Genomic DNA, 19742 nt, shown 5'->3' on the forward strand with positions numbered 1-19742 from the left:
GCTGTCTGATTCTCTGCCCTTGGTCCACCATGCAACTGACCCGTCACGTCGATGCCAATGCGCCGCTCTGCTCACTGATCCGCAGCCTCACCACGCGCCCGGGCTTCGTGCCCACCCTCCTGCCCCAGGTGCAGGTGCTGAGCTGGGACCACTATGTGGCCAGCAGCCCACAGATCTACGAACCCAGCCTCATGATCCTGGCCCAGGGCAGCAAGCTGGCACGCCTGGGGCCGCGCACCCTGGAGTACGGCGCCGGGCATTACCTGGTGCAGGCGTTGTCGGTGCCGTTCATGTGCGAAACCTTCGCCACCCCTGACGCGCCATTGCTGGGCGTGGCGGTGGGCATCGACCGTGGCGTGCTGGGCGAGTTGGTGCAGAGCATGGGCTTGGCACCGGACGCTGAAGTGCAGGCGCAAACACCGCAATCGATGACCTCCGCAGCACTGGATGCGCCAATGCGCGAAAGTGTGGAACGGCTGCTGCACTGCCTGCAGGACCCGCTTGACGCCAAGGTACTGGGCCCGGCGCGCGTACGCGAGGTGCTGTATACCGCGCTGCGCGGCCCGCAGGCCGGTGTGTTGCGGGCACTGGTGGAGCAACAGGGGCACTTCGCCCGCATCGGTGCCGCCCTCGCCCACCTGCGCGAGCACTACGCCGAGCCGCTGAGCGTGGAGGCACTGGCCGCGCGGGCCAACATGAGCGTTTCGACCTTCCATGAACACTTCAAGCGCTGCACCGACATGGCACCGATGCAGTACCTCAAGCGCTTGCGGCTGCTCAAGGCGCAGCAGATGCTGATTGGCGAAGGCCTGGGCGTGGCACAGGCTGCGCACCGGGTGGGCTATCAGAGCACCTCGCAGTTCAGCCGCGAGTACAAGCGCCAGTTCGAGCGCAGCCCAGGGGATGAATTGCCTTACCAAAGCATGCCGGTGTAATCACCCAATCTGAACAGCCCCTGCAGGTACGCATCCGGGACAAGGCGTTTTTCGCCCGGCGGGTCAGCCCGCCAGCGGCCACTGCGCCAATGGCCAGTAAGCCCCCTTGCGCGACTCGTAAAGCGTGAAGTGTCGCGCGGTGAGGTAAAACTCCGGCGCGCTACTGGCCTCGGGCGGCTGCCCGCGGTAATCCCTGGACAGCGTCAGATGCGGTCGATACTCACGCGTGGCCGCTTCCAGCCCCAACGGCAGCAACGCCTGCTGCAAACCGTACACCAGTTGCAACAGGGCGGGCGGTACCTGCTGCGCCTCCAGCACCAAGGCGCCGGCCCGTTGCCACACCTGCAAACGGTCGAGCAACAGCCGCGGCGCCGAGGTTGGCAGCGCCAGTTGGTCGACCGCCGCGCACATTGCCGGCACCTGCGCAGTGTCCACATCACCGAGGAACAGCAACGTGACATGGAAGTTGGCCGCCGGCACCGGTTTGCCGCTGCGCAGGTTCAGCCCGCGCCGCCACTGGGCCAGGTCACGGCGCTGCGCGTCGCTGACCGGCAAGGCGAAGAACAGCCGCTTGAACGGGCTACCGCTGGGGCGTATATCCTGAACCATACAAACTCCCTGACATGAAACGTTTGCGCAAGACTGTAGGGTATTACACCAATGTCGCCCCGCAGTTTGGTAACAATAAGTACAAACTGCCCCCATGATTGTTTATGCTGGCGGGCTCATGCCTCGGCGCATGGCCATTTTTCGACAAGTAAACGTCCATGAAAATTGCACTCGTACTTATCTTCGTCTTCTCGATCGCCTATGTTCACCTGCGCGGTCGGGTTCGCCACAAGCTGACTCGCCAGCTGGGCGACCACTCCAGCTTCCTGGCCCCGATCAACAGCTTCCTGTACCTGTTCTCCAAACACCCGGCCAAGCCCTACCTGCCGGTCGAGGCCTTTCCAGAACTGAAACCGCTGCAGGACCACTGGCAGGAGATCCGTGAGGAAGGCCGCCAGTTGCTGCACGTAGGCGAAATCAAGAAATCCGACAATTACGATGACGTCGGTTTCAACTCGTTCTTCAAGACCGGCTGGAAACGTTTTTACCTGAAGTGGTATGGCGAAAGCCATCCGTCGGCAATGGCCCTTTGCCCACGCACGACCGAGCTGCTGCAAGGCATCGGCACGGTCAAGGCCGCCATGTTCGCTACCCTGCCTCCGGGAGCCAAGCTGGTGCGCCACCGTGACCCGTATGCCGGCTCGTACCGCTACCATCTGGGCCTGGACACGCCGAATGACGACGGCTGCTACATCGACGTGGACGGCGAGAAATACGCCTGGCGCGATGGTGAGGGGGTGATCTTCGACGAAACCTACATCCACTATGCAGCCAACACCACCGAGCACAACCGCATCATCCTGTTCTGCGACGTCGAACGCCCGCTCAAGTACCGCTGGGCAACCGCGTTCAACCGCTGGTTCAGCCGCAACGTGATGGCCGCTGCCGCTGCGCCCAACGATGCCAGCGACAAGACCGGTGGCATCAACCGCCTGTTCACCCGCATCTACAAGATCCGCGAGCGTGGCAAGGCGCTGAAGAAGCGCAATCGCCTGCGCTACTACCTGGAAAAATGGGCAGTGGTCGCGGCGTTGGTGCTGGTGTTCATCTACATCTGAAGGCTCAACGCAGGCCACTGTACGAGTGACCTGCGTTTACCCACCAAAGTACCGCCTCGCACGTGCCACGCTTCGACTAGCCTGAAAGCTCCACTCGCACCCCCCCAAGGTGAAGACGATGAGCATGATGGACTGGGACGCCTACCGTAAGCAGTTGATGGCCGGCATCGGCGATCTCAAGCAACTCTCCCCCGACACCGTAGCCGGCTACATGACCGCCAGCGGTGCAGGCGCCAAAACCAACCACCTGGATGCCAAGACCCGCGAGCTGATCTCCTTGGCCGTGGCTGTGACCACCCGCTGCGACGGCTGTATCGCCGTGCATTCGCAGCAGGCCGTCAAAGCGGGTGCCAGCCGCGAGGAAATTGCCGAGGCCCTCGGCGTGGCCGTGGCCATGAACGCCGGTGCCGCGCTGGTGTACTCGGCCCGCGCAATGGACGCGGTGGGCAAGGCCAACGGTTGAGCACAAACGGCGTCGTCGCCCTTGCGCGACGGCGCCGCGCCACCCAGACTGGGCGGCTCACCCCGCGCAGGAACCCGCATGATCCACATTCGCCCCATGACGCCGGACGATTTCGATCGTTTCTGGCCCACCTTCCAGGCCATTGTCCAAGCCCGTGAAACCTACGCTTTCGACCCGGCGCTGAGCTTCGAGCAAGCCCGCCAGCTGTGGCTGGAGCTGCCCTTGCACACGCTGTTGGCCGAAGAAGATGGCGAGCTACTGGGGTCGTATTACCTCAAGCCCAATGCTGCCGGGCCTGGTGCGCATGTAGGCAATTGCGGCTACATGGTCTGCGAACAGGCGCGCGGCCGGGGCGTGGCGCGCTTGATGTGCGAGCACTCGCAAAAGCTGGCGCGCCAGGAAGGCTTTCTGGCATTGCAGTTCAACTCGGTGGTAGCCACTAACGCAGTGGCCGTGGCGCTATGGCACAAGCTGGGCTTTGAAACAGTCGGCCGTTTGCCCAAGGCCTACCGTCATGCCCGCCTGGGGCTGGTGGACTGCCTGGTGATGTACAAATGGCTGGCGGATGAGCCGGTGGTGGAGAAGCCGCCGCTGCTGATCGGGCGCAAGAACATCGAGGCACGGGTATCGCGGCGCCGCGGGCGCTAGCTTTTCAGGCAAGCCTGCCTCCCCAGCCAACTCATCACGCTGGGGCCTGATGTTCTTGCCAAATGGGGCTCCGGCGCCGCAAAAACGCACAACCTGTTGTTTTTTCTCAGCATTCACAGCACACCAACATTTGACGCCCCAGCCTTTCAATGGTCAGATGCGCGCCAGTTTCAGGTGCCCTGCGCCGCCGCGCGCAGGGTGAAACGGGAAACCGGTGCGTCGTGTTGCCCACGACAAGTCCGGTGCTGCCCCCGCAACGGTAAGCGAGCGAACCCTTCGAGATACCACTGTGCTCAAGCATGGGAAGGTGAAGGTTTCATGCCCCTCGCAAGCCCGGAGACCGGCCTGGAGCTTCACTTGGCAACCCGCGGTGGGCGGGCGCAGGCCGGAATCCGTGCGCGCGCCTGCCTGCATGGTTCGCCTTTGCGTGTTTTCCACCGGGATCCATTCATTCCTGCAGCAGTGGAACGACATGTCCCGTATGTTCAAACTTCACCCCCTGGCGGCCTGCCTGGCCGTTGCCCTGCCGGCGCTGGCTGATGACCGCGACCCGCAGCCTCTGGCCCTGCCTTCCACGGCCATCACCGACACCCAGGACAACCGCACCATCGACCTGGCCACGCCGACCCAGGCCGGCTCGCGCCTTGGCCTCAGCGCCCTGGAAACACCGGCCAGCACCAGCAGTATCAGCGAACGGCAGATTCAGCAGCGCAACAACAGCACGGTGCAGGATGCAGTGACCCGCTCGCCGGGCATTACCTTCGTCGGCTCCCCGGGGGACGGCGGTACAGGCCTGTCTGCCCGCGGCTTTGCCGGCCACAGCTCAGTGATGACCCTGTTCGACGGCGCGCGCCTGTACACCGGTGCCGGCACACAGACCTTCCCGGTCGACCCGTGGATGGTCGAACGCATCGAGGTGATTCGCGGCCCGGCCTCGGTACTGCATGGCGAAGGCGCCACCGGCGCAGTGATCAACGTGATCCCGAAAAAACCTTTTGCCGGCGAGGTGCGCAACCACCTGCGACTGGGTTACGGCTCGTGGGACCGCCAGCAGCTCGGCCTGGACAGCGGCGGCAGCCTCAGCGAGCGCCTGAGCTACCGCCTGACGCTGAACCAACAGGCCGGCAATGGCTGGGTCGACCGCACCGCTTCACGTAGCCTGGCCCTGAGCGCCGCGCTGCGTTTTGATGCCAGTGATGACCTCAGCTTCACGCTGGCCCATGACCGCGGCGATGCACAACCTGCCAACTACTACGGTACCCCGCTGATCGACGGCCACTACCGCAGCAGCCTGCGCAAAAAGAACTACAACGTGCAGAACGATGTGCAGCAGTACGTTGATGAATGGACCCGGCTCACGACCGACTGGGCGCTGAACGACCAGCTCGGCGCCAGCAACCAGCTGTACTACATCAAAAGCCGCCGCCACTGGCGCAACGCCGAGGACTACAGCTGGGACGCCGGGCGTCAGCAGTTGCTGCGCGGCAGCTACCTGGAAATCAAGCACAACCAGGAACAGTTCGGCGACCGTCAAACCTTCACCTTCGACCACACCCTGTTCGACCTGGACAGCAAGACCGTGCTCGGTGCCGAATACAACAAGGTGCGCTTCAACGTCGACAGCAATTCACCCTACAACGATGTCGGCGGCGACTACCTCGACCCATGGCAGCCGCAGCCCGGCGGGTTCCATAGCGCCTCGCCGTTGCGGCCGCAAACGCTCTCGACCACCCATACCTTTGCCCTGTTTGCCGAGAACCGCCTGCAATTGAGCGATCGCCTGTCTTTGGTTACCGGCGTGCGTCGCGACCAGAACCACATCGACCGCAACAACCTGACCAACGACAGCCGTAGCGATCGCAGCCTGCAAGGGGGCAACTGGCGCGTCGGGCTGGTGTACGCAATCAGCGACGACCTGTCGTTGTACGGCCAGTACTCAACCAGCGAGGATGGGGTCAACAACCTCATCAGCCTCAGCCCCGCGCAGATGAACTATGACCTGACCGAGGCGAAGCAGACCGAGGTCGGCCTCAAGCAGCGCTTTTGGGAGGGGCGCGGCGAATGGACGCTTGCCGCCTACCACATCGTCAAGAAAAAGCTGCTGGTGGACGACCCGATCACGCACGAGAAGCAACAAGCCGGGCAGCAGACCTCCGATGGCCTGGAAGCGACGCTGGAGCTGGCCCTGGCCCATCAGTGGCAGGTGTCGGCCAACGCATCGCTGGTACGCGCCAAGTACGACGACTTCGACGAAATGGTCGGCGGCCTGCCGCAGAATCGGGCAGGCAACCGGCCGGCCAACGTGCCACGGCGTACCGCCAACCTTTGGTTGAGCAAAGGCTTCGGCCAGCAGGTGGAGGCTGGCATTGGGGCGCGCTATGTGGATGAGCGTTATGCCGATACCGCCAATACCCAGAGCGCCCCCGGGTACACCGTGGTCGATGCCAACATCGCCTGGCAGGTGATGCCGGATGTGAAGGTGGGGTTGCAGTTGAACAACCTGTTCGATCGCGAGTATGTGCAGTCGGCGTTCAGCGGGCAGCAGTGGTTGATGGGGATACCGCGGTCGTACTTCGCGACGGTGGATTACAGCTTCTGATCTGGGTGGTTTGTGCCGCGAAGAGCCCGGCACAGGCCACACAAAAACCTCTATTCCCTTTTAGCGTCTTGTTATACGATAACGTTTCACATGAAATTCATTCCTATTAGACAACCCATGACAAGTGCCAGCGCCACGCCCACGCTGATCACCCAGCGCCTGCAGAGCATCGATGCCCTGCGCGGCCTGGTGATCCTGTTCATGCTCCTGGACCACGTCCGCGAGACTTTCCTCCTGCACCGCCAGGTCAGCGACCCCATGGCCATCGACACCACGGAACCGGCGCTTTTCTTCAGCCGCACCCTCGCTCACCTGTGTGCGCCTGTGTTCGTCCTGCTGACCGGCCTGTCGGCCTGGCTGTATGGCGAGAAGCATCAGGGCCGTGGCGACGTCTCGGCGTTCCTGTTCAAACGCGGGCTGTTCCTGGTGGTGCTGGAGTTCACCCTGGTCAACTTCGCCTGGACCTTCCAGTTGCCCCCGAGCGTGATCTACCTGCAAGTGATCTGGGCCATCGGCGTCAGCATGATCGCCCTGTCGCTGCTGGTGTGGCTGCCGCGCGCCGCACTGCTCGCCCTGGGCGCCAGCATCGTCGCCGGCCACAACCTGCTCGACGGCCTGCACTTTGGCGTGGATTCAGCCCTGCATGTGCCGTGGGCAATCCTGCATGATCGCGGCTGGCTGGCGTTTTCCGAAAACCTGCACCTGCGCACGTCTTACCCGGTGCTGCCGTGGATCGGCGTCATCGCCTTGGGTTACGGCCTGGGGCCCTGGTTCGCCCGCGGCAGCGATGCCGGGCAACGCCAGCAACACCTGCTGGCGACTGGTTTGCTCGCGCTGCTTGGCTTTGTCCTGCTGCGCATGTTCAACGGTTACGGTGAGGCGCCGTGGAGCGGTTACCCAACCTTCACGCAAACCCTGATGAGCTTCTTCAACATCACCAAATACCCACCGTCGCTGCTGTTCCTGACCCTGACCCTGGGCTGCGGCCTGTTGTTGTTACGCGCGTTCGAACGGGCCGGCCTGGCGCGCTGGATCAGTGCCCTGGCGGTGTTCGGTGCGGCACCGATGTTCTTCTACCTGCTGCACCTGTATGTGCTGAAGCTGCTGTACCTGGCCTGCGTGGCGCTATTCGGGCTCAACCATGGCGACTACTTCGGTTTCAACGGTGTTGCAGCGATATGGCTGGGCGCAGTACTGCTGGCGGTTTCGCTGTACCTGCCGGTGCGCGGGTTCGCCCGACTGAAGCAGCGCCGCCGTGACATCCGTTGGCTGAAGTACTTCTGAAAAGCGTTTTCACCTGGCGACGCGATGGTCTACCATGCGGGCCGCCGGTTTCCACCACGGAACTAACAGGGAATCCCAGGCCTGCCAATACGGGCCAAACGGAACTGCCCCCGCAACTGTAGGTGCCGAGCCTGCTCCATCAATGCCACTGGGCCTGCCGCCCGGGAAGGCCGGAGCCGGGCCGTGACGCACCAGTCAGGAGACCTGCCGGCCTACATTCACCAAGCGGCGGGGTGTCCGGGATTGGCCATCCGTGTTGCCCCGGCCACCCGCTGGGCCTCGGCGATGCCTGTCCGTGCGTTCCTCACCAGAACTGTCCGATAGGAGATCGCCCAGCATGCTGCCCCGTTTCGCCACCCTGCTCGCTGGCCTAGGCTTCACTGGCCTGACCCAGGCCGCTGCCACCCACTATCCGCTGACGGTCGACAACTGCGGCAAGCCGCAGATTTTTGCCCAGGCGCCGCAGCGCGCCGTCACCATCGGCCAGGCCGGTACCGAGCTGCTCTATGCCCTGGGGCTGGGTGACAAGCTGGCGGGCACCTCGCTGTGGTTCAACAATGTATTGCCTGAATACCAGGCGGTGAACGCCAAGGTGCCGCGCCTGGCCGACAACGACCCCAGCTTCGAGGCGGTGGTCGGCAAGCGCCCGCAACTGGTCGCGGCGCAGTTCGAATGGATGGTCGGTGCCCAGGGCGTGGTCGCCACCCGCGAGCAGTTCGATGAGCTGAAGATCCCCACCTACGTGCTGCCATCGGACTGCGAGGGCAAGGACAACCTGGTCGGTGCAGACGGCACCCGCCTGCAAGCGTTCCAGGTAGACAGCATCTACAAGAGCGTCAGCCAACTGGCCGAGATCTTCGACGTTCAGGACCGCGGCGCGGCCCTGAACGCCGAGTTGCAAGGGCGTCTGGACAGTGCCAGGGCACAACTGGCCGGCAAGGACCTGTCGGCAACTTCGGCGCTGTTCTGGTTCTCCAGCGCCGATCTGGACATCGACCCCTATGTGGCCGGCCGCCAAGGTGTTGCCGATTTCATGCTGCGCACCCTCGGTGTGCGCAACGTGGTCGAGTCCAGCGAAGAATGGCCAAGCGTAGGCTGGGAAACCCTGGCCAAGGCCAATCCGACCTGGCTGATCATCGCGCGCATGGACCGCCGCCGTTTCCCCGCCGACGACTACCAGAAAAAACTCGAATTCCTGCGCAGTGACCCGGTAACCCGCAACATGGACGCGGTGAAGCACGACCGCATCATTATCCTCGACGCTGACGCCATGCAGGCCGGCATCCGCCTGTTCCGCGGCGTGCAGACGCTGTCCACGGCCTTCGCCAGCGGTAAAGCAGCCCCGTGATGAACCGCCTGTTACCCTGCATCGCAGTTGCCCTGGCCGCTCTGTTGGCCGCCCTGCTGGCCGGTACCGCCATTGGCGAAACCAACCTGTCGCCCAGCGTGGTTGGCCAGGTGCTGGCCAACCACCTGTGGCAAGCCGATTACCAGGTGGACCCGATCGACGCCGGCATCATCTGGAACTACCGCCTGACCCGCACCCTGGTCGCGGCCGCTTGCGGCGCCGGGCTGGCCACCTGCGGTGTCATCCTGCAGGCGATGTTGCGCAACCCACTGGCCGAGCCCTACCTGCTGGGGCTGTCTGCCGGCGCCTCGACCGGCGCGGTACTGGTCGGTCTGCTGGGGCTGGGTAGCCTGGCATTAAGCATGTCTGCTGGGGCCTTCATCGGCGCCGGGGCCGCATTCGCCCTGGTGCTGGTGCTGGCCCGCGCGGCCGGCCCCAGCAGCAACAATGCACAGGTCATCCTTGCCGGTATCGCCGGCTCGCAGCTGTTCAATGCACTGACCGCCTTCCTGATCACCAAGTCAGCCACCGCCGAGCAGGCGCGCGGCATCCTGTTCTGGCTGCTGGGCAACCTGAGCGGTGTACGCTGGCCTTCGGTGTGGCTGGCCGTACCGGTGGCGATTGTCGGCTTGCTGGTGTGCCTGTGGCATCGCCGTGCGCTGGATGCCTTTACCTTCGGTGCCGATTCGGCCGCCTCGCTGGGCATCCCGGTGCGGCGCACCCAGTTGCTGCTGATCAGTTGTGCAGCGCTGGTGACGGCTGTGATGGTGTCCATTGTCGGCGCCATCGGTTTTGTCGGGCTGGTTATACCCCATGCCCTGCGCCTTCTGCTCGGCCCCGGGCACAGCCGTCTGTTGCCCGCCAGCGCACTGGGCGGTGCGCTGTTTCTGATTGTGGCGGACATTCTTTCGCGCACGCTGATCACCGGCCAGGTGATCCCGGTGGGCGTGGTTACGGCGCTGATCGGTGCCCCCGTATTCGCGCTGATTCTGGTCAGCCGTCGGGGGCGCCCATGACAGCCATGACCGCTGTTCGCATCCCCCCGCTGGCCTGCCATGGGCTGGGGTTGCAACTGGCCGGCACTACCGTGCTCAGCGCTATCGATCTCAGCGTTGTCGCCGGTGAAACCCTGGGCATCGTCGGCCCCAACGGCTCGGGTAAGTCCTCGCTGTTGAAGTTGCTGGCAGGGCTGCGCAAACCCGCCTGCGGCAGCGTGCAGCTCCTGGGTGAGCCACTGGCACAGATGCCCCGCCGCCGTGTTGCCCAGGCGCTGGCGCTGGTCGAGCAACAGGCCGACACACTCGATGCGATCAGCGTGTTCGACGCGGTTGCCTTGGGCCGCACGCCGTGGCTCTCGGCCCTGGCACCGTTCTCCCGGCAGGACTGCGCCATCGTCGAGCAAGCCCTGGCCGACCTCGACGCCCTGCACCTGCGCACGCGCCTGTGGGGGTCGCTGTCCGGTGGCGAGCGCCAGCGTGTGCACATCGCCCGTGCGCTGGCCCAACGGCCGCAGGTGCTGCTGCTGGACGAACCGACCAACCACCTGGACATTCAGCATCAGCTAAGCCTGCTGCAACAAGTGCAGGCGCTGCCGGTCACCACCCTGGTAGCGCTGCATGACCTCAACCAGGCGCTGACCTGCGACCGTGTCGCGGTTCTCGACAAGGGCCGTCTGGTCGCCCTCGGCAAACCCTTCGAAGTGCTTACCCCAGAGCGCCTGCTGAGCACCTTCGGTGTCCACGCCCACTACCTCACCGACCCTTTCGACGGCGCGCGCATCCTGCGCTTTCGCGCCCCCTGAACCTGGTAGCCTTGCCCATGCTGTTGCGCCCTGTCGCCCTGCTGCTCACCAGCACCCTGCTTGCCCCGACCGCACTGGCCGAAGTGCATGAAGTGAAAATGCTCAACCGTGGCAGCGACGGCGCCATGGTCTACGAGCCTGACCACTTGCGCATTGCCCCCGGCGACAGCGTGCGCTTCCTGCCGAGCCACAGCGGGCATAATGCCGCCAGCGTGGCGGGCCTGCTACCCACCGGTGCCGAGCCGTTCAAGAGCACGCTGAACCAACCGTTCGAGCACACCTTCCGCGTGCCGGGCGTATACGGTATCCAGTGCATTCCGCACGTGGCCATGGGCATGGTCATGGTGATCCAGGTCGGTGATGCGCCTGCAGCCGAATTGCCGGCCAGCTTGCCGGCGCGGGCCAAAGCCCGCTTTGCCGCGCAGTTGCAAAAACTCGGGGCCGGGCAGTGAGCCGGCTATTCGGGCGCCTCACGCCCAGGCCGGCTCCGCCCGGTTGCACAGCAATGGCTTTACCGAGGATGGCAACTGGAACCTCATCAACCGCCGTGCGTTCGACCCAGTGACCCAGTGCGCGATCTTCATCGCCAATAGGCACGTTCCCACAGGTCAGCGTAATCGCAACTGCATGTGCGTGGTCTGCCACACCGGGTCCTGCTCCACATCCACCACCGTGAAGCCTTGCCGCTCCCAGAACGCAATGGCACCCGGCAGAAACGGATGAGTATGCAAGTAAAGGCAGTCCAAGCCCGCTTGCATCGCCCGTTCGCGCAAGGCACCAAACAAGGCGGCCGCCAGGCCATGCCTGCGGTAGGCCGGCAACACGAACAGCCGCACCACCTCGACTACCCGCTCTGCGCGGTAATCAAGCTGGGCAAAGCGATGGTCATAGGGCAAGTAACCGATCACCGCAACCAGCCGCCCACCCTCACGGGCTTCCAGAAAGCAGCCGGCGCCGTCCAGGTAAGTGTCGGCGAAATGCGCCAGGTCACGCGGCAAGGGTGCGTTGGCGAGCATCGGGAAAAGCGCGCGCCGGGCGCTGTCGATAAACGCCAGCACTTCGGCAATGGCGTCACGCGCCACAGGTTGCAGGGTCCAGTTCGGCATCGGGCTATTGCCAGTGTGGTTGGGAGCGCACGGTTCTACCGCAGCGTGCCGCACAAGGCAAATCACAGGGCTCGTCGTGGCAAGGCGGACATCGGTATAATCAGCAGTCTTCACTGCCCGACCAGGCCACACCATGCCTCGCCTCCCGAAGTTGCTGTTACCCCTGTTGCTGGCTGCTGCATTCACCGCCTGCGACCAGAAACCCTCCCGTGAAGATCAGATCCTCAGCCAGCTGCCGCTGCAGGACGCCTACACGCACAACATCGAGCGCATGTCCGCGCTGCTGGGCCGCACTCACCCGCAGCTGTCGCAAGCGACCATCCAGGACGTACTGCGCAAGCACCTCACCGTCGAGGACCAGCGCCGGGACTTGTTCCGCCTGTACAGCGAAAAGAACTTCAGCGACGCCGAATTCGCCACCATCGTCGCCGCCACCCAGGACCCCGCCAAAGCTCGCGCCCTGGAAGACACCGAAGCCGGCAAACGCTTGAGCGAAAAACTCACCGCCCTGATGCGCGAAACCGCCCGCGATGTGAACGTGCAAGCCTTGGTGGAGCAGCGTATGCAAGAGGTGGAAGATGAGCTTGATGCGCTGGACAAAGCAGGCTCTTGACCGCTGCCCGGCAAGGTAACTTCTGTTCAGCCGCCCTTTACGATCACCCGAGGTCAGGATTGACACACACCAAGCATGGATTGCGCCTGGATCTACGTACACTCATTCTGGTGCTCTGCGCCCTTACCGCAGTGGTCATGCTGTGCGCCAGCTATTTCGCCAGCTACCGGGTGCAGCGCCAGCTATTGATCGACAATGCCCTGGAAGCCAACCGGGTGTATGCGACCAAGCTGGCCAGCATCACCGAAACCTTCATTGGCAACGCCTTGCAGCAACTGATGTTCAGCGCCGGCGTGCAAAGCCGGCAGTTGAGCGACACCACAGCGCTGCAGTTGGAAACCGACCGCGTACTGGGCCAGAGCATGGCCTTCAACTCCACCTTCGTGATCGATGCCAACGGTGTACTGCTGGCAGTATCCCCCGCCCCGCTACGCCACCTGCTCGGCACCCACGTGCAGTCACCCGGTGCTCTGGAAGCCCTGCGCGAACGCCGTCCACTGGTTTCCACGCCCTACCTGTCGGCGGCCGACAACCTGGTGGTAGCCTTATCGCAACCCATTTTCGACAGCAACGGCAACTACCTGGGGTATGTGGGTGGCAGCCTGTACCTGCGTGAACGCAACATCCTCAACAGCCTGCTGGGCGAGCATTTCTACAAGGACGGTTCGTACCTGTATGTGGTCGACCGCAACCGACGCCTGCTGTACCACCCCCATAGCGAGCGGGTAGGGACGGTGGTGGAGGGCAATGCGCTGGTCGACCAGTTGGCGACACTGGACAGCGGTACCCGGCAACTGACCAATAGCCTGGGCGTGGAAATGCTCGCCGGCTTCGCCACCGTCCCCAGCGCCGGCTGGGGCGTGGTAGCGCAGCAGCCCTTGGTGCAGACGGTGGCGCCGTTGCACCATCTGGTGCTGAACGTGATCGCCAGTTCGGCGCCCTTGGCGCTGGTTGGCAGCCTGCTGCTGTGGTGGCTGGCCCGTACCATCGCCCGACCGCTCTGGAAGCTTGCCGCCGGTGCCCGCACGATGGACCGCGCCGCTACCGCCGAGCACTTGCATCAGGTGCGGGCCTGGTACTTCGAGGCGGCAGAGCTCAAGCGCGCGTTGCTGTTCAGCCTGAACTTGCTGCAAGAGCGTATCGGCCGGCTCAATCGGGACGCCCAGACCGATCCGCTGACCGGCCTGGGCAACCGCCGCAGCCTGGAAATCAGCCTGTCGTTACTGGAGGCTGAAAACCGGGAGTTTGCAGCCATTGCGCTGGATATCGACCACTTCAAGCGGATAAATGACAGCCATGGACACGAAGTGGGCGACCAGGTGCTGCGCCAGCTGGCGGAGCTCATGCGCCGTTGTTGCCGCGAGGGCGACCTGCTGTGTCGCACCGGTGGCGAGGAGTTCCTGATATTGCTGCCTGGGGCCACCCTGAACGTGGCGGCCGCGGTGGCCGAACGGTTGCGTGTGACCGTACAGGATATGCCGGTGGAACCGGTGGGGGCAGTGACGATTTCGCTGGGGGTGACGCACTGGGATGGCGAGACTCACGGCGAGCCCATGAACGCATTGGGCGAGGCTGACCGGGCGCTTTACCGGGCCAAGCAGGAGGGGCGCAACCGGGTCGCTTTTGCCTGAACGTCTTGAGTTGTCTGCAGGGGGCGGGCTTGCCCGTGAAATGCCGTTACAGGCAACGATGAATCGGTGGCTTGTAACAATTCCTGTCATAAAACTGCAGTGTTTCAGTCATAGGATTGACCCCGACCTGACATTTTCACTTCATGGATGAGCGTCTCATGCGTCGTGTGGTTTTCAATCAGAAAGGTGGCGTCGGCAAATCCAGCATTGCCTGCAACCTCGCCGCAGCCAGTGCCGCCGAGGGCTACCGGACCTTGCTGGTCGACCTCGACCCGCAGGCCAATGCCACCTTCTACCTCACCGGGCTGGTCAACGACACCATTCCTGCCGGCATCGCCGACTTCTTCCGCCAGACCTTGTCGCCGGTTACCGCCGCCGGCAAGAAGCACCGCGTGGCCATCACCGAAACCCGCTACCGCAACCTGCACCTGGTCACCGCCAGCCCTGACCTCAGCGACCTGCAAAGCAAGCTGGAGAGCAAGTTCAAGATCAACAAGCTGCGCAAGTTGCTGGTGACGCTGGGCGAGGACTATGAGCGAATCTACATCGACACCCCACCCGCGCTGAACTTCTACACCTTCAGCGCGCTGGTGGCGGCCGAGCGTCTGTTGATTCCGTTCGACTGCGACAGTTTCTCGCGCCAGGCCCTGCACAGTGTCATGGCCGAGGTCGAAGAACTGCGCCAGGACCACAACCCCGCGCTGGTGGTGGAAGGTGTGGTGGTCAATCAGTTCGCCGGGCGCACGGCGCTGCACCAGACCTTGGTCGATCAACTGCGCAACGAAGGCATGCCGGTGCTGCCGGTGTACCTGAGCAGTTCGATCAAGATGCGCGAATCGCACCACGCCTCGGTGCCATTGGTGCATTTGGCGCCGCGGCATAAACTGGCCCTGGAATTCATCGATTTACTGGATGTGCTTGAGCGTGCGGCCTGACAGGCCGTTGGGGGTACTCCAGCTGTAACCTGCTGGACCGGTCGAATCAGGTATACCGAGGTCGCCCTCGACAAAGCGCGTTGCAGCGCTCGGCTATCTACTGGCAAGCACAATAACGATGGCGCGGCCCGACTGCGCCACTTTCAACATGGCTGCCAAAGGAAACCGGAGACCACCCGCATGTCCGCACATCATGAGGTATCCCCCGCCACCCTGCGCAGGGTGATTGCCGCTTCGGCCATCGGCAATTTCGTCGAATGGTTCGACTTCGCCGTGTACGGCTTTCTCGCCACGCTGATCGCCAGCCAGTTTTTCGCCAGCGAAGACGCCAGCGTAGCCTTGCTCAAAACCTTCGCGGTGTTCGCCGTGGCCTTCGCCCTGCGTCCCTTGGGCGGCATCGTCTTCGGCGCCTTGGGCGACCGCCTGGGACGCAAGCGCATCCTGTCGCTGACCATCTTGCTGATGGCCGGCTCCACCACGTTGATCGGCCTGCTGCCGACCTACGCCAGTATCGGCCTGGCAGCCCCGGCGCTGCTGACCCTGGCCCGCTGCCTGCAGGGTTTTTCTGCCGGTGGCGAATATGCCGGGGCCTGCGCCTACCTGATGGAGCACGCGCCTGACAACAAGCGCGCCTTTTATGGCAGCTTCGTGCCTGTGTCGACCTTTTCCGCCTTTGCCTGTGCGGCGGTGATCGCGTATGGCCTGGAAGCCAGCCTGTCGACCGAGGCGATGAATGCCTGGGGTTGGCGCATTCCGTTCCTGATTGCAGCACCGCTGGGCCTGGTCGGCCTGTACCTGCGCTGGCGCATGGAAGAAACCCCGGCGTTCCGCGAAGCCGTCGCCCAGGGCAAGGAGCACGAGCATTCACCGCTGAAGGAAACCCTGCGCCACCATGGCCGGGTTATTCGCAACCTGGGGGCGTTCATTTCGCTGACCGCATTGTCGTTCTACATGTTCACCACCTACTTCGCCACCTACCTGCAACTGGTCGGCAACCTGACCCGCGCGCAGTCACTGCTGGTAACCACCGTGGCCCTGCTGTTCGCTGCGGTCGGCTGCCCGCTGGCCGGGGCATTTTCGGACCGGGTGGGGCGGCGCAAGACCATCGGCTTTACCTGCCTGTGGGTGATGCTTTGCGTGTTCCCGGCGTACTGGCTGGCCAGCTCTGGCTCGATGTCGGGTGCGCTGCTGGGGGTGATCCTGCTCGCGGTGGGGGCATTGTGCAGCGGCGTGGTTACCGCAGCCTTGCTCTCGGAAAGCTTCCCTACCCGTACCCGCTACACCGCTTCGGCAATTACCTACAACGTGGCCTATACGCTATTTGGCGGCACAGCGCCGCTGGTGGCAACCTGGCTCATCGGGCAGACCGGCAGCAGCCTGGCACCGGCGTTCTACCTGGTGGTGATTGCGCTGGTGGCGTTGGTGGGCGGGTTGGCGTTGCCGGAAACGTCGCGGATTTCTTTGCATGACGACCTGGATGTGGACGGTGTACGGGCTGGTGCCCGAAGGGCCGTTTGAGGTTGTTGGGGCTGCCTTGCAGCCCCACGTACTCAGCCTTCCTGCTGCTCATCCCGCCGATACGCCCACTGATACAACGCCGGCAACACCAGCAACGTCAGTGCGGTAGAAGACAAAATCCCACCAATCACCACCGTCGCCAGTGGCCGCTGCACCTCTGCCCCGGTCCCGGTGGCCAAGGCCATCGGTATGAACCCCAGCGAGGCCACCAGCGCCGTCATCAGTACTGGCCGCAAGCGGGTCAGCGCCCCCTCCTCGACCGCCGCCCGCAGCGTGCGCCCTTCCTCGCGCAGCCCGCGGATAAAGGCAATCATCACCAGCCCGTTCAACACTGCCACTCCCGACAATGCAATGAACCCGACGCCGGCAGAAATAGACAGCGGAATATCACGCACCCACAGCGCCAGCACCCCGCCGGTCAGGGCAAAGGGGATGCCGGTGAACACCAGCAGGCCATCCCTGAGGTTGTTGAACATCATCAGCAACAGCGCCATGACCAGCAGCAAGGCCACCGGCACCACCACCTGCAGGCGCTCGGCTGCCGACTGCAACTGTTCGAACTGCCCTCCCCAACGCGTCCAGTAACCCGGTGGTACCTGCACCTGGTCGATCAGGGCCTGCTCAGCCTCTTGCACAAACGAGCCCAGGTCGCGTCCACGCACGTTGGCACTGACCACCACCACGCGCTTGCCATCCTCGCGGCTCACCTGATTCGGGCCCAGTTGCAGGTTCAGCGTGGCGACCTGCGACAGCGGGATGAAACCGATTTGCCCGGCCCCCTCAGCGGCACTGGCCGGAACCGGAATCAGCAGGCTGGCCAGCCCGTCGACATCGGTACGCAAGGTCTCCGACAGGCGCACGACCATGTCGAAGCGGCGGTCGCCTTCATACAGCGTACCGGCGGTGCGGCCGCCCACGGCAATGGCGATGGCATCCTGCACATCGCCCACATTCAGGCCATGACGTGCGGCCTTGTCACGGTCGATGTCGATGGTCAGTACCGGCAGGCCCGTCGTCTGCTCCACCTTCACCTCGGACGCGCCCGACACCCCTTGCAGGCTGGCAGCGATCTGTGCGGCAGTGCGGTTGAGCACCTCCATGTCGTCACCGAACAGCTTCACCGCCACATCACTGCGCACCCCGGAAATCAGCTCGTTGAACCGCAGCTGAATCGGCTGCGACAGCTCGTAGTTGCTGCCCGGCACACTGGCAGCGGCGCGTTGCACCTGGGCGATCAGCTCATCCCGCGGTTTGCCCGGGTCAACCCATTGTTCGCGCGGGCGCAGCATCACGTAGGCATCGGAAATGTTCGGCGGCATCGGGTCGGAGGCAATCTCGGCAGTGCCGGTGCGGGCAAACACCCGCTCCACCTCCGGCACCTGAGCGATGATCGCCTGCTCCAGGCGCTGTTGCATGTCCACCGACTGCGACAGGCTGGTGCCCGGCACGCGCAGGGCCTGCAGGGCGAAGTCACCCTCGCTGAGGCTGGGGATGAACTCGCTGCCCATGCGGCTGGCCATCACGCCCGACAACAGCACCAGGGCGGCGGCGGCGGCACATGCCAGTTTGCGCCGGCCCAGCACCCAGGCCAGCACCGGGGCATAGCGCTGCCGTGCCGTACGCATCACCAGGCCTTCCTCTTCCTTGACCTTGCCGGTGACGAACAGGGCAATGGCTGCCGGAACGAACGTGACCGAAAGGATCATCGCGCCCAACAGGGCCATGACCACGGTAAAGGCCATAGGGTGGAACATCTTGCCCTCGACCCCGGTCAGGGCAAAGATCGGCAGGTACACCACCATGATGATCAACTGCCCATAGATCAGCGGCCGGCGTGCTTCGCGGGCAGCGGCAAACACCTCATGGAACCGTTCGCTGCGGGTCAGCATGCGACCGTGGCGCTGCTGGGCATGGGCCAGGCGACGGATGGCGTTTTCCACGATCACGACTGCGCCGTCGACGATGATGCCGAAGTCCAGCGCGCCCAGGCTCATCAGGTTGGCACTGACCTTGTTGCTGAACATGCCGGTAAAGGTGAACAGCATCGAAAGCGGGATAACCATGGCCGTGATCAGCGCAGCGCGAATGTTGCCGAGGAACAGGAACAGCACGGCAATCACCAGGATCGCACCTTCGATCAGGTTCTTCTTCACCGTGGCGATGGCTTTCTCCACCAGGTTGGTGCGGTCGTACACCGTCACGGCGACTACGCCCTTGGGCAGGTTGCGATTGATCTCGACCAATTTTGCAGCGACCGCCTGCGACACCGTGCGGCTGTTCTCGCCAATCAGCATGAACACCGTGCCCAGCACCACTTCCCGACCGTTTTCGGTGGCTGCCCCCGAGCGCAGCTCTTCGCCAAGGCCAACCTGGGCGACATGGCTGACGCGGATCGGCGTGCCGTCGACGCTGGAGATAACGATGTTGGCAATGTCTTCGGCCGAGGCCACCTGGCCCGGCGCGCGAATCAGCAACTGCTCGCCATTGCGCTCGATATAGCCAGCGCCAATGTTGGCGTTATTGCGCTCCAGCGCTGCAATCAGGTCGTTGAGGGTGAGCTTGTAGGCCGCCAGGCGCTTGGGCTCTGGTGCAATCAGGTATTGCTTGGCATGGCCGCCGATGCTGTTGACCTCGGCAACACCCGGCACATTGCGCAGCTGCGGCTTGATGATCCAGTCCTGAATCACCCGCAGGTCAGTTGGGGTGTAAGGTGTACCGTCTTCCTTGAGCGCCCCCTCCTGGGCTTCCACCGTCCACAGGAAAATTTCCCCCAGCCCGGTGGAGATCGGCCCCATGCCCGCCTCGATGCCCTCAGGCAATTGCTCGCGGGCCACCTGCAGGCGCTCGTTGACCAGTTGGCGGGCGAAGAAGATATCGGTGCCATCATCGAAAATGACCGTGACTTGCGACAGGCCCGAGCGCGACAGCGAGCGGGTCTGCTTGAGCCCTGGCAGGCCAGCCATCGCGGTCTCGATGGCAAAGGTGATGCGCTGCTCGGTCTCCAGCGGCGAATAGCCGGGGGCGGCGGTGTTGATCTGCACCTGGACGTTAGTGATGTCCGGCACAGCATCGATTGGCAGTTTCTGGTAGCTGTGGATACCCACCGCGGCCATCAGGACCACGGCCAGCATCACCACCAGGCGCTGCTCGATGGCAAATTGAATCAAGCGTTCGAACATGCAGGTGTCCCCGTG

17 protein-coding genes and 2 riboswitches are annotated in these 19742 nt (G+C 63.8%); of the genes, 14 read left to right on the forward strand and 3 right to left on the reverse strand.

The annotated features are described in order from the left end of the window. Positions 1–29 precede the first annotated feature (29 nt). Entirely contained in the window at positions 30–935 is a 906-nt protein-coding gene (locus REH59_RS18405) for an AraC family transcriptional regulator (RefSeq protein ID WP_003250509.1), read from the forward strand. A 63-nt stretch (positions 936–998) separates the two neighbouring features. Here REH59_RS18405 and thpR read toward each other — a convergent pair whose 3' ends face one another. Continuing rightward, complete coding sequence (gene thpR / locus REH59_RS18410) at positions 999–1544, reverse strand: RNA 2',3'-cyclic phosphodiesterase (protein ID WP_014861781.1); 546 nt, start codon at positions 1542–1544, stop codon at positions 999–1001. Positions 1545–1702: 158 nt separating this feature from the next. Between thpR and lpxO the strand changes: the two genes are divergently transcribed. From lpxO to REH59_RS18455, 9 genes are all read left to right on the forward strand, one after another. Next, a complete protein-coding gene (lpxO, locus tag REH59_RS18415; protein ID WP_003250504.1) occupies positions 1703–2602 on the forward strand; it encodes a lipid A hydroxylase LpxO in 900 nt (299 codons plus the stop codon). A gap of 118 nt (positions 2603–2720) precedes the next feature. Then, entirely contained in the window at positions 2721–3065 is a 345-nt protein-coding gene (locus REH59_RS18420) for a carboxymuconolactone decarboxylase family protein (RefSeq protein WP_014591592.1), read from the forward strand. A gap of 78 nt (positions 3066–3143) precedes the next feature. Then, positions 3144–3713: a GNAT family N-acetyltransferase gene (locus tag REH59_RS18425; RefSeq protein ID WP_014861782.1), complete on the forward strand. Its 570-nt coding sequence runs from the start codon at positions 3144–3146 to the stop codon at positions 3711–3713. Between the two features lie 155 nt (positions 3714–3868). Then, positions 3869–4077: riboswitch (cobalamin riboswitch) on the forward strand. Positions 4078–4185: 108 nt separating this feature from the next. Further along, positions 4186–6312 carry a TonB-dependent receptor gene (locus REH59_RS18430; RefSeq protein ID WP_128573944.1) on the forward strand — a complete coding sequence of 709 codons (2127 nt, stop codon included), beginning with the start codon at positions 4186–4188 and terminating at the stop codon, positions 6310–6312. A 117-nt stretch (positions 6313–6429) separates the two neighbouring features. Continuing rightward, positions 6430–7596 (forward strand): DUF1624 domain-containing protein, encoded by a 1167-nt coding sequence (locus REH59_RS18435; RefSeq protein WP_128573876.1) that lies wholly within the window; start codon positions 6430–6432, stop codon positions 7594–7596. Between the two features lie 28 nt (positions 7597–7624). Then, positions 7625–7823, forward strand: a riboswitch (cobalamin riboswitch). A gap of 110 nt (positions 7824–7933) precedes the next feature. Next, positions 7934–8944 (forward strand): ABC transporter substrate-binding protein, encoded by a 1011-nt coding sequence (locus REH59_RS18440; RefSeq protein ID WP_014861785.1) that lies wholly within the window; start codon positions 7934–7936, stop codon positions 8942–8944. Then, positions 8944–9960: a FecCD family ABC transporter permease gene (locus REH59_RS18445; protein ID WP_014861786.1), complete on the forward strand. Its 1017-nt coding sequence runs from the start codon at positions 8944–8946 to the stop codon at positions 9958–9960. Before REH59_RS18440 ends, REH59_RS18445 begins: the two co-directional genes overlap by 1 nt. Continuing rightward, a complete protein-coding gene (locus tag REH59_RS18450) occupies positions 9957–10745 on the forward strand; it encodes an ABC transporter ATP-binding protein (RefSeq protein ID WP_121783711.1) in 789 nt (262 codons plus the stop codon). The genes REH59_RS18445 and REH59_RS18450 overlap by 4 nt, the downstream gene beginning before the upstream one ends. A 17-nt stretch (positions 10746–10762) precedes the next feature. Further along, positions 10763–11197, forward strand: a complete 435-nt coding sequence (locus REH59_RS18455; RefSeq protein WP_014861788.1) for a pseudoazurin — start codon at positions 10763–10765, stop codon at positions 11195–11197. Positions 11198–11353: 156 nt separating this feature from the next. On the opposite strand, the gene REH59_RS18460 is transcribed toward REH59_RS18455, so the two are convergent. Continuing rightward, positions 11354–11851: a GNAT family N-acetyltransferase gene (locus REH59_RS18460; RefSeq protein WP_014861789.1), complete on the reverse strand. Its 498-nt coding sequence runs from the start codon at positions 11849–11851 to the stop codon at positions 11354–11356. A gap of 133 nt (positions 11852–11984) precedes the next feature. Between REH59_RS18460 and REH59_RS18465 the strand changes: the two genes are divergently transcribed. The 4 genes from REH59_RS18465 (at position 11985) to REH59_RS18480 (ending at position 16548) form a co-directional block, all read left to right on the forward strand. Further along, the gene (locus REH59_RS18465; protein ID WP_003250484.1) at positions 11985–12464 is read left to right on the forward strand and encodes a hypothetical protein; all 480 of its coding nucleotides are present in this window, start codon (positions 11985–11987) and stop codon (positions 12462–12464) included. 59 nt (positions 12465–12523) lie between these two features. Beyond that, positions 12524–14095, forward strand: coding sequence for a sensor domain-containing diguanylate cyclase (locus tag REH59_RS18470; protein ID WP_014861791.1), 1572 nt, complete (start codon positions 12524–12526; stop codon positions 14093–14095). 158 nt (positions 14096–14253) lie between these two features. Then, a complete protein-coding gene (locus REH59_RS18475) occupies positions 14254–15030 on the forward strand; it encodes a ParA family protein (RefSeq protein WP_014861792.1) in 777 nt (258 codons plus the stop codon). Positions 15031–15210: 180 nt separating this feature from the next. Continuing rightward, positions 15211–16548: an MFS transporter gene (locus tag REH59_RS18480; RefSeq protein WP_014861793.1), complete on the forward strand. Its 1338-nt coding sequence runs from the start codon at positions 15211–15213 to the stop codon at positions 16546–16548. Positions 16549–16580: 32 nt separating this feature from the next. Here REH59_RS18480 and REH59_RS18485 read toward each other — a convergent pair whose 3' ends face one another. Beyond that, a complete protein-coding gene (locus REH59_RS18485; protein ID WP_003250476.1) occupies positions 16581–19727 on the reverse strand; it encodes an efflux RND transporter permease subunit in 3147 nt (1048 codons plus the stop codon). Positions 19728–19742: the final 15 nt, after the last annotated feature.

The sequence above is a fragment of the Pseudomonas sp. BO3-4 genome (genome assembly GCF_034044115.1).
GTDB classification, from domain to species: Bacteria; Pseudomonadota; Gammaproteobacteria; order Pseudomonadales; family Pseudomonadaceae; genus Aquipseudomonas; species Aquipseudomonas alloputida.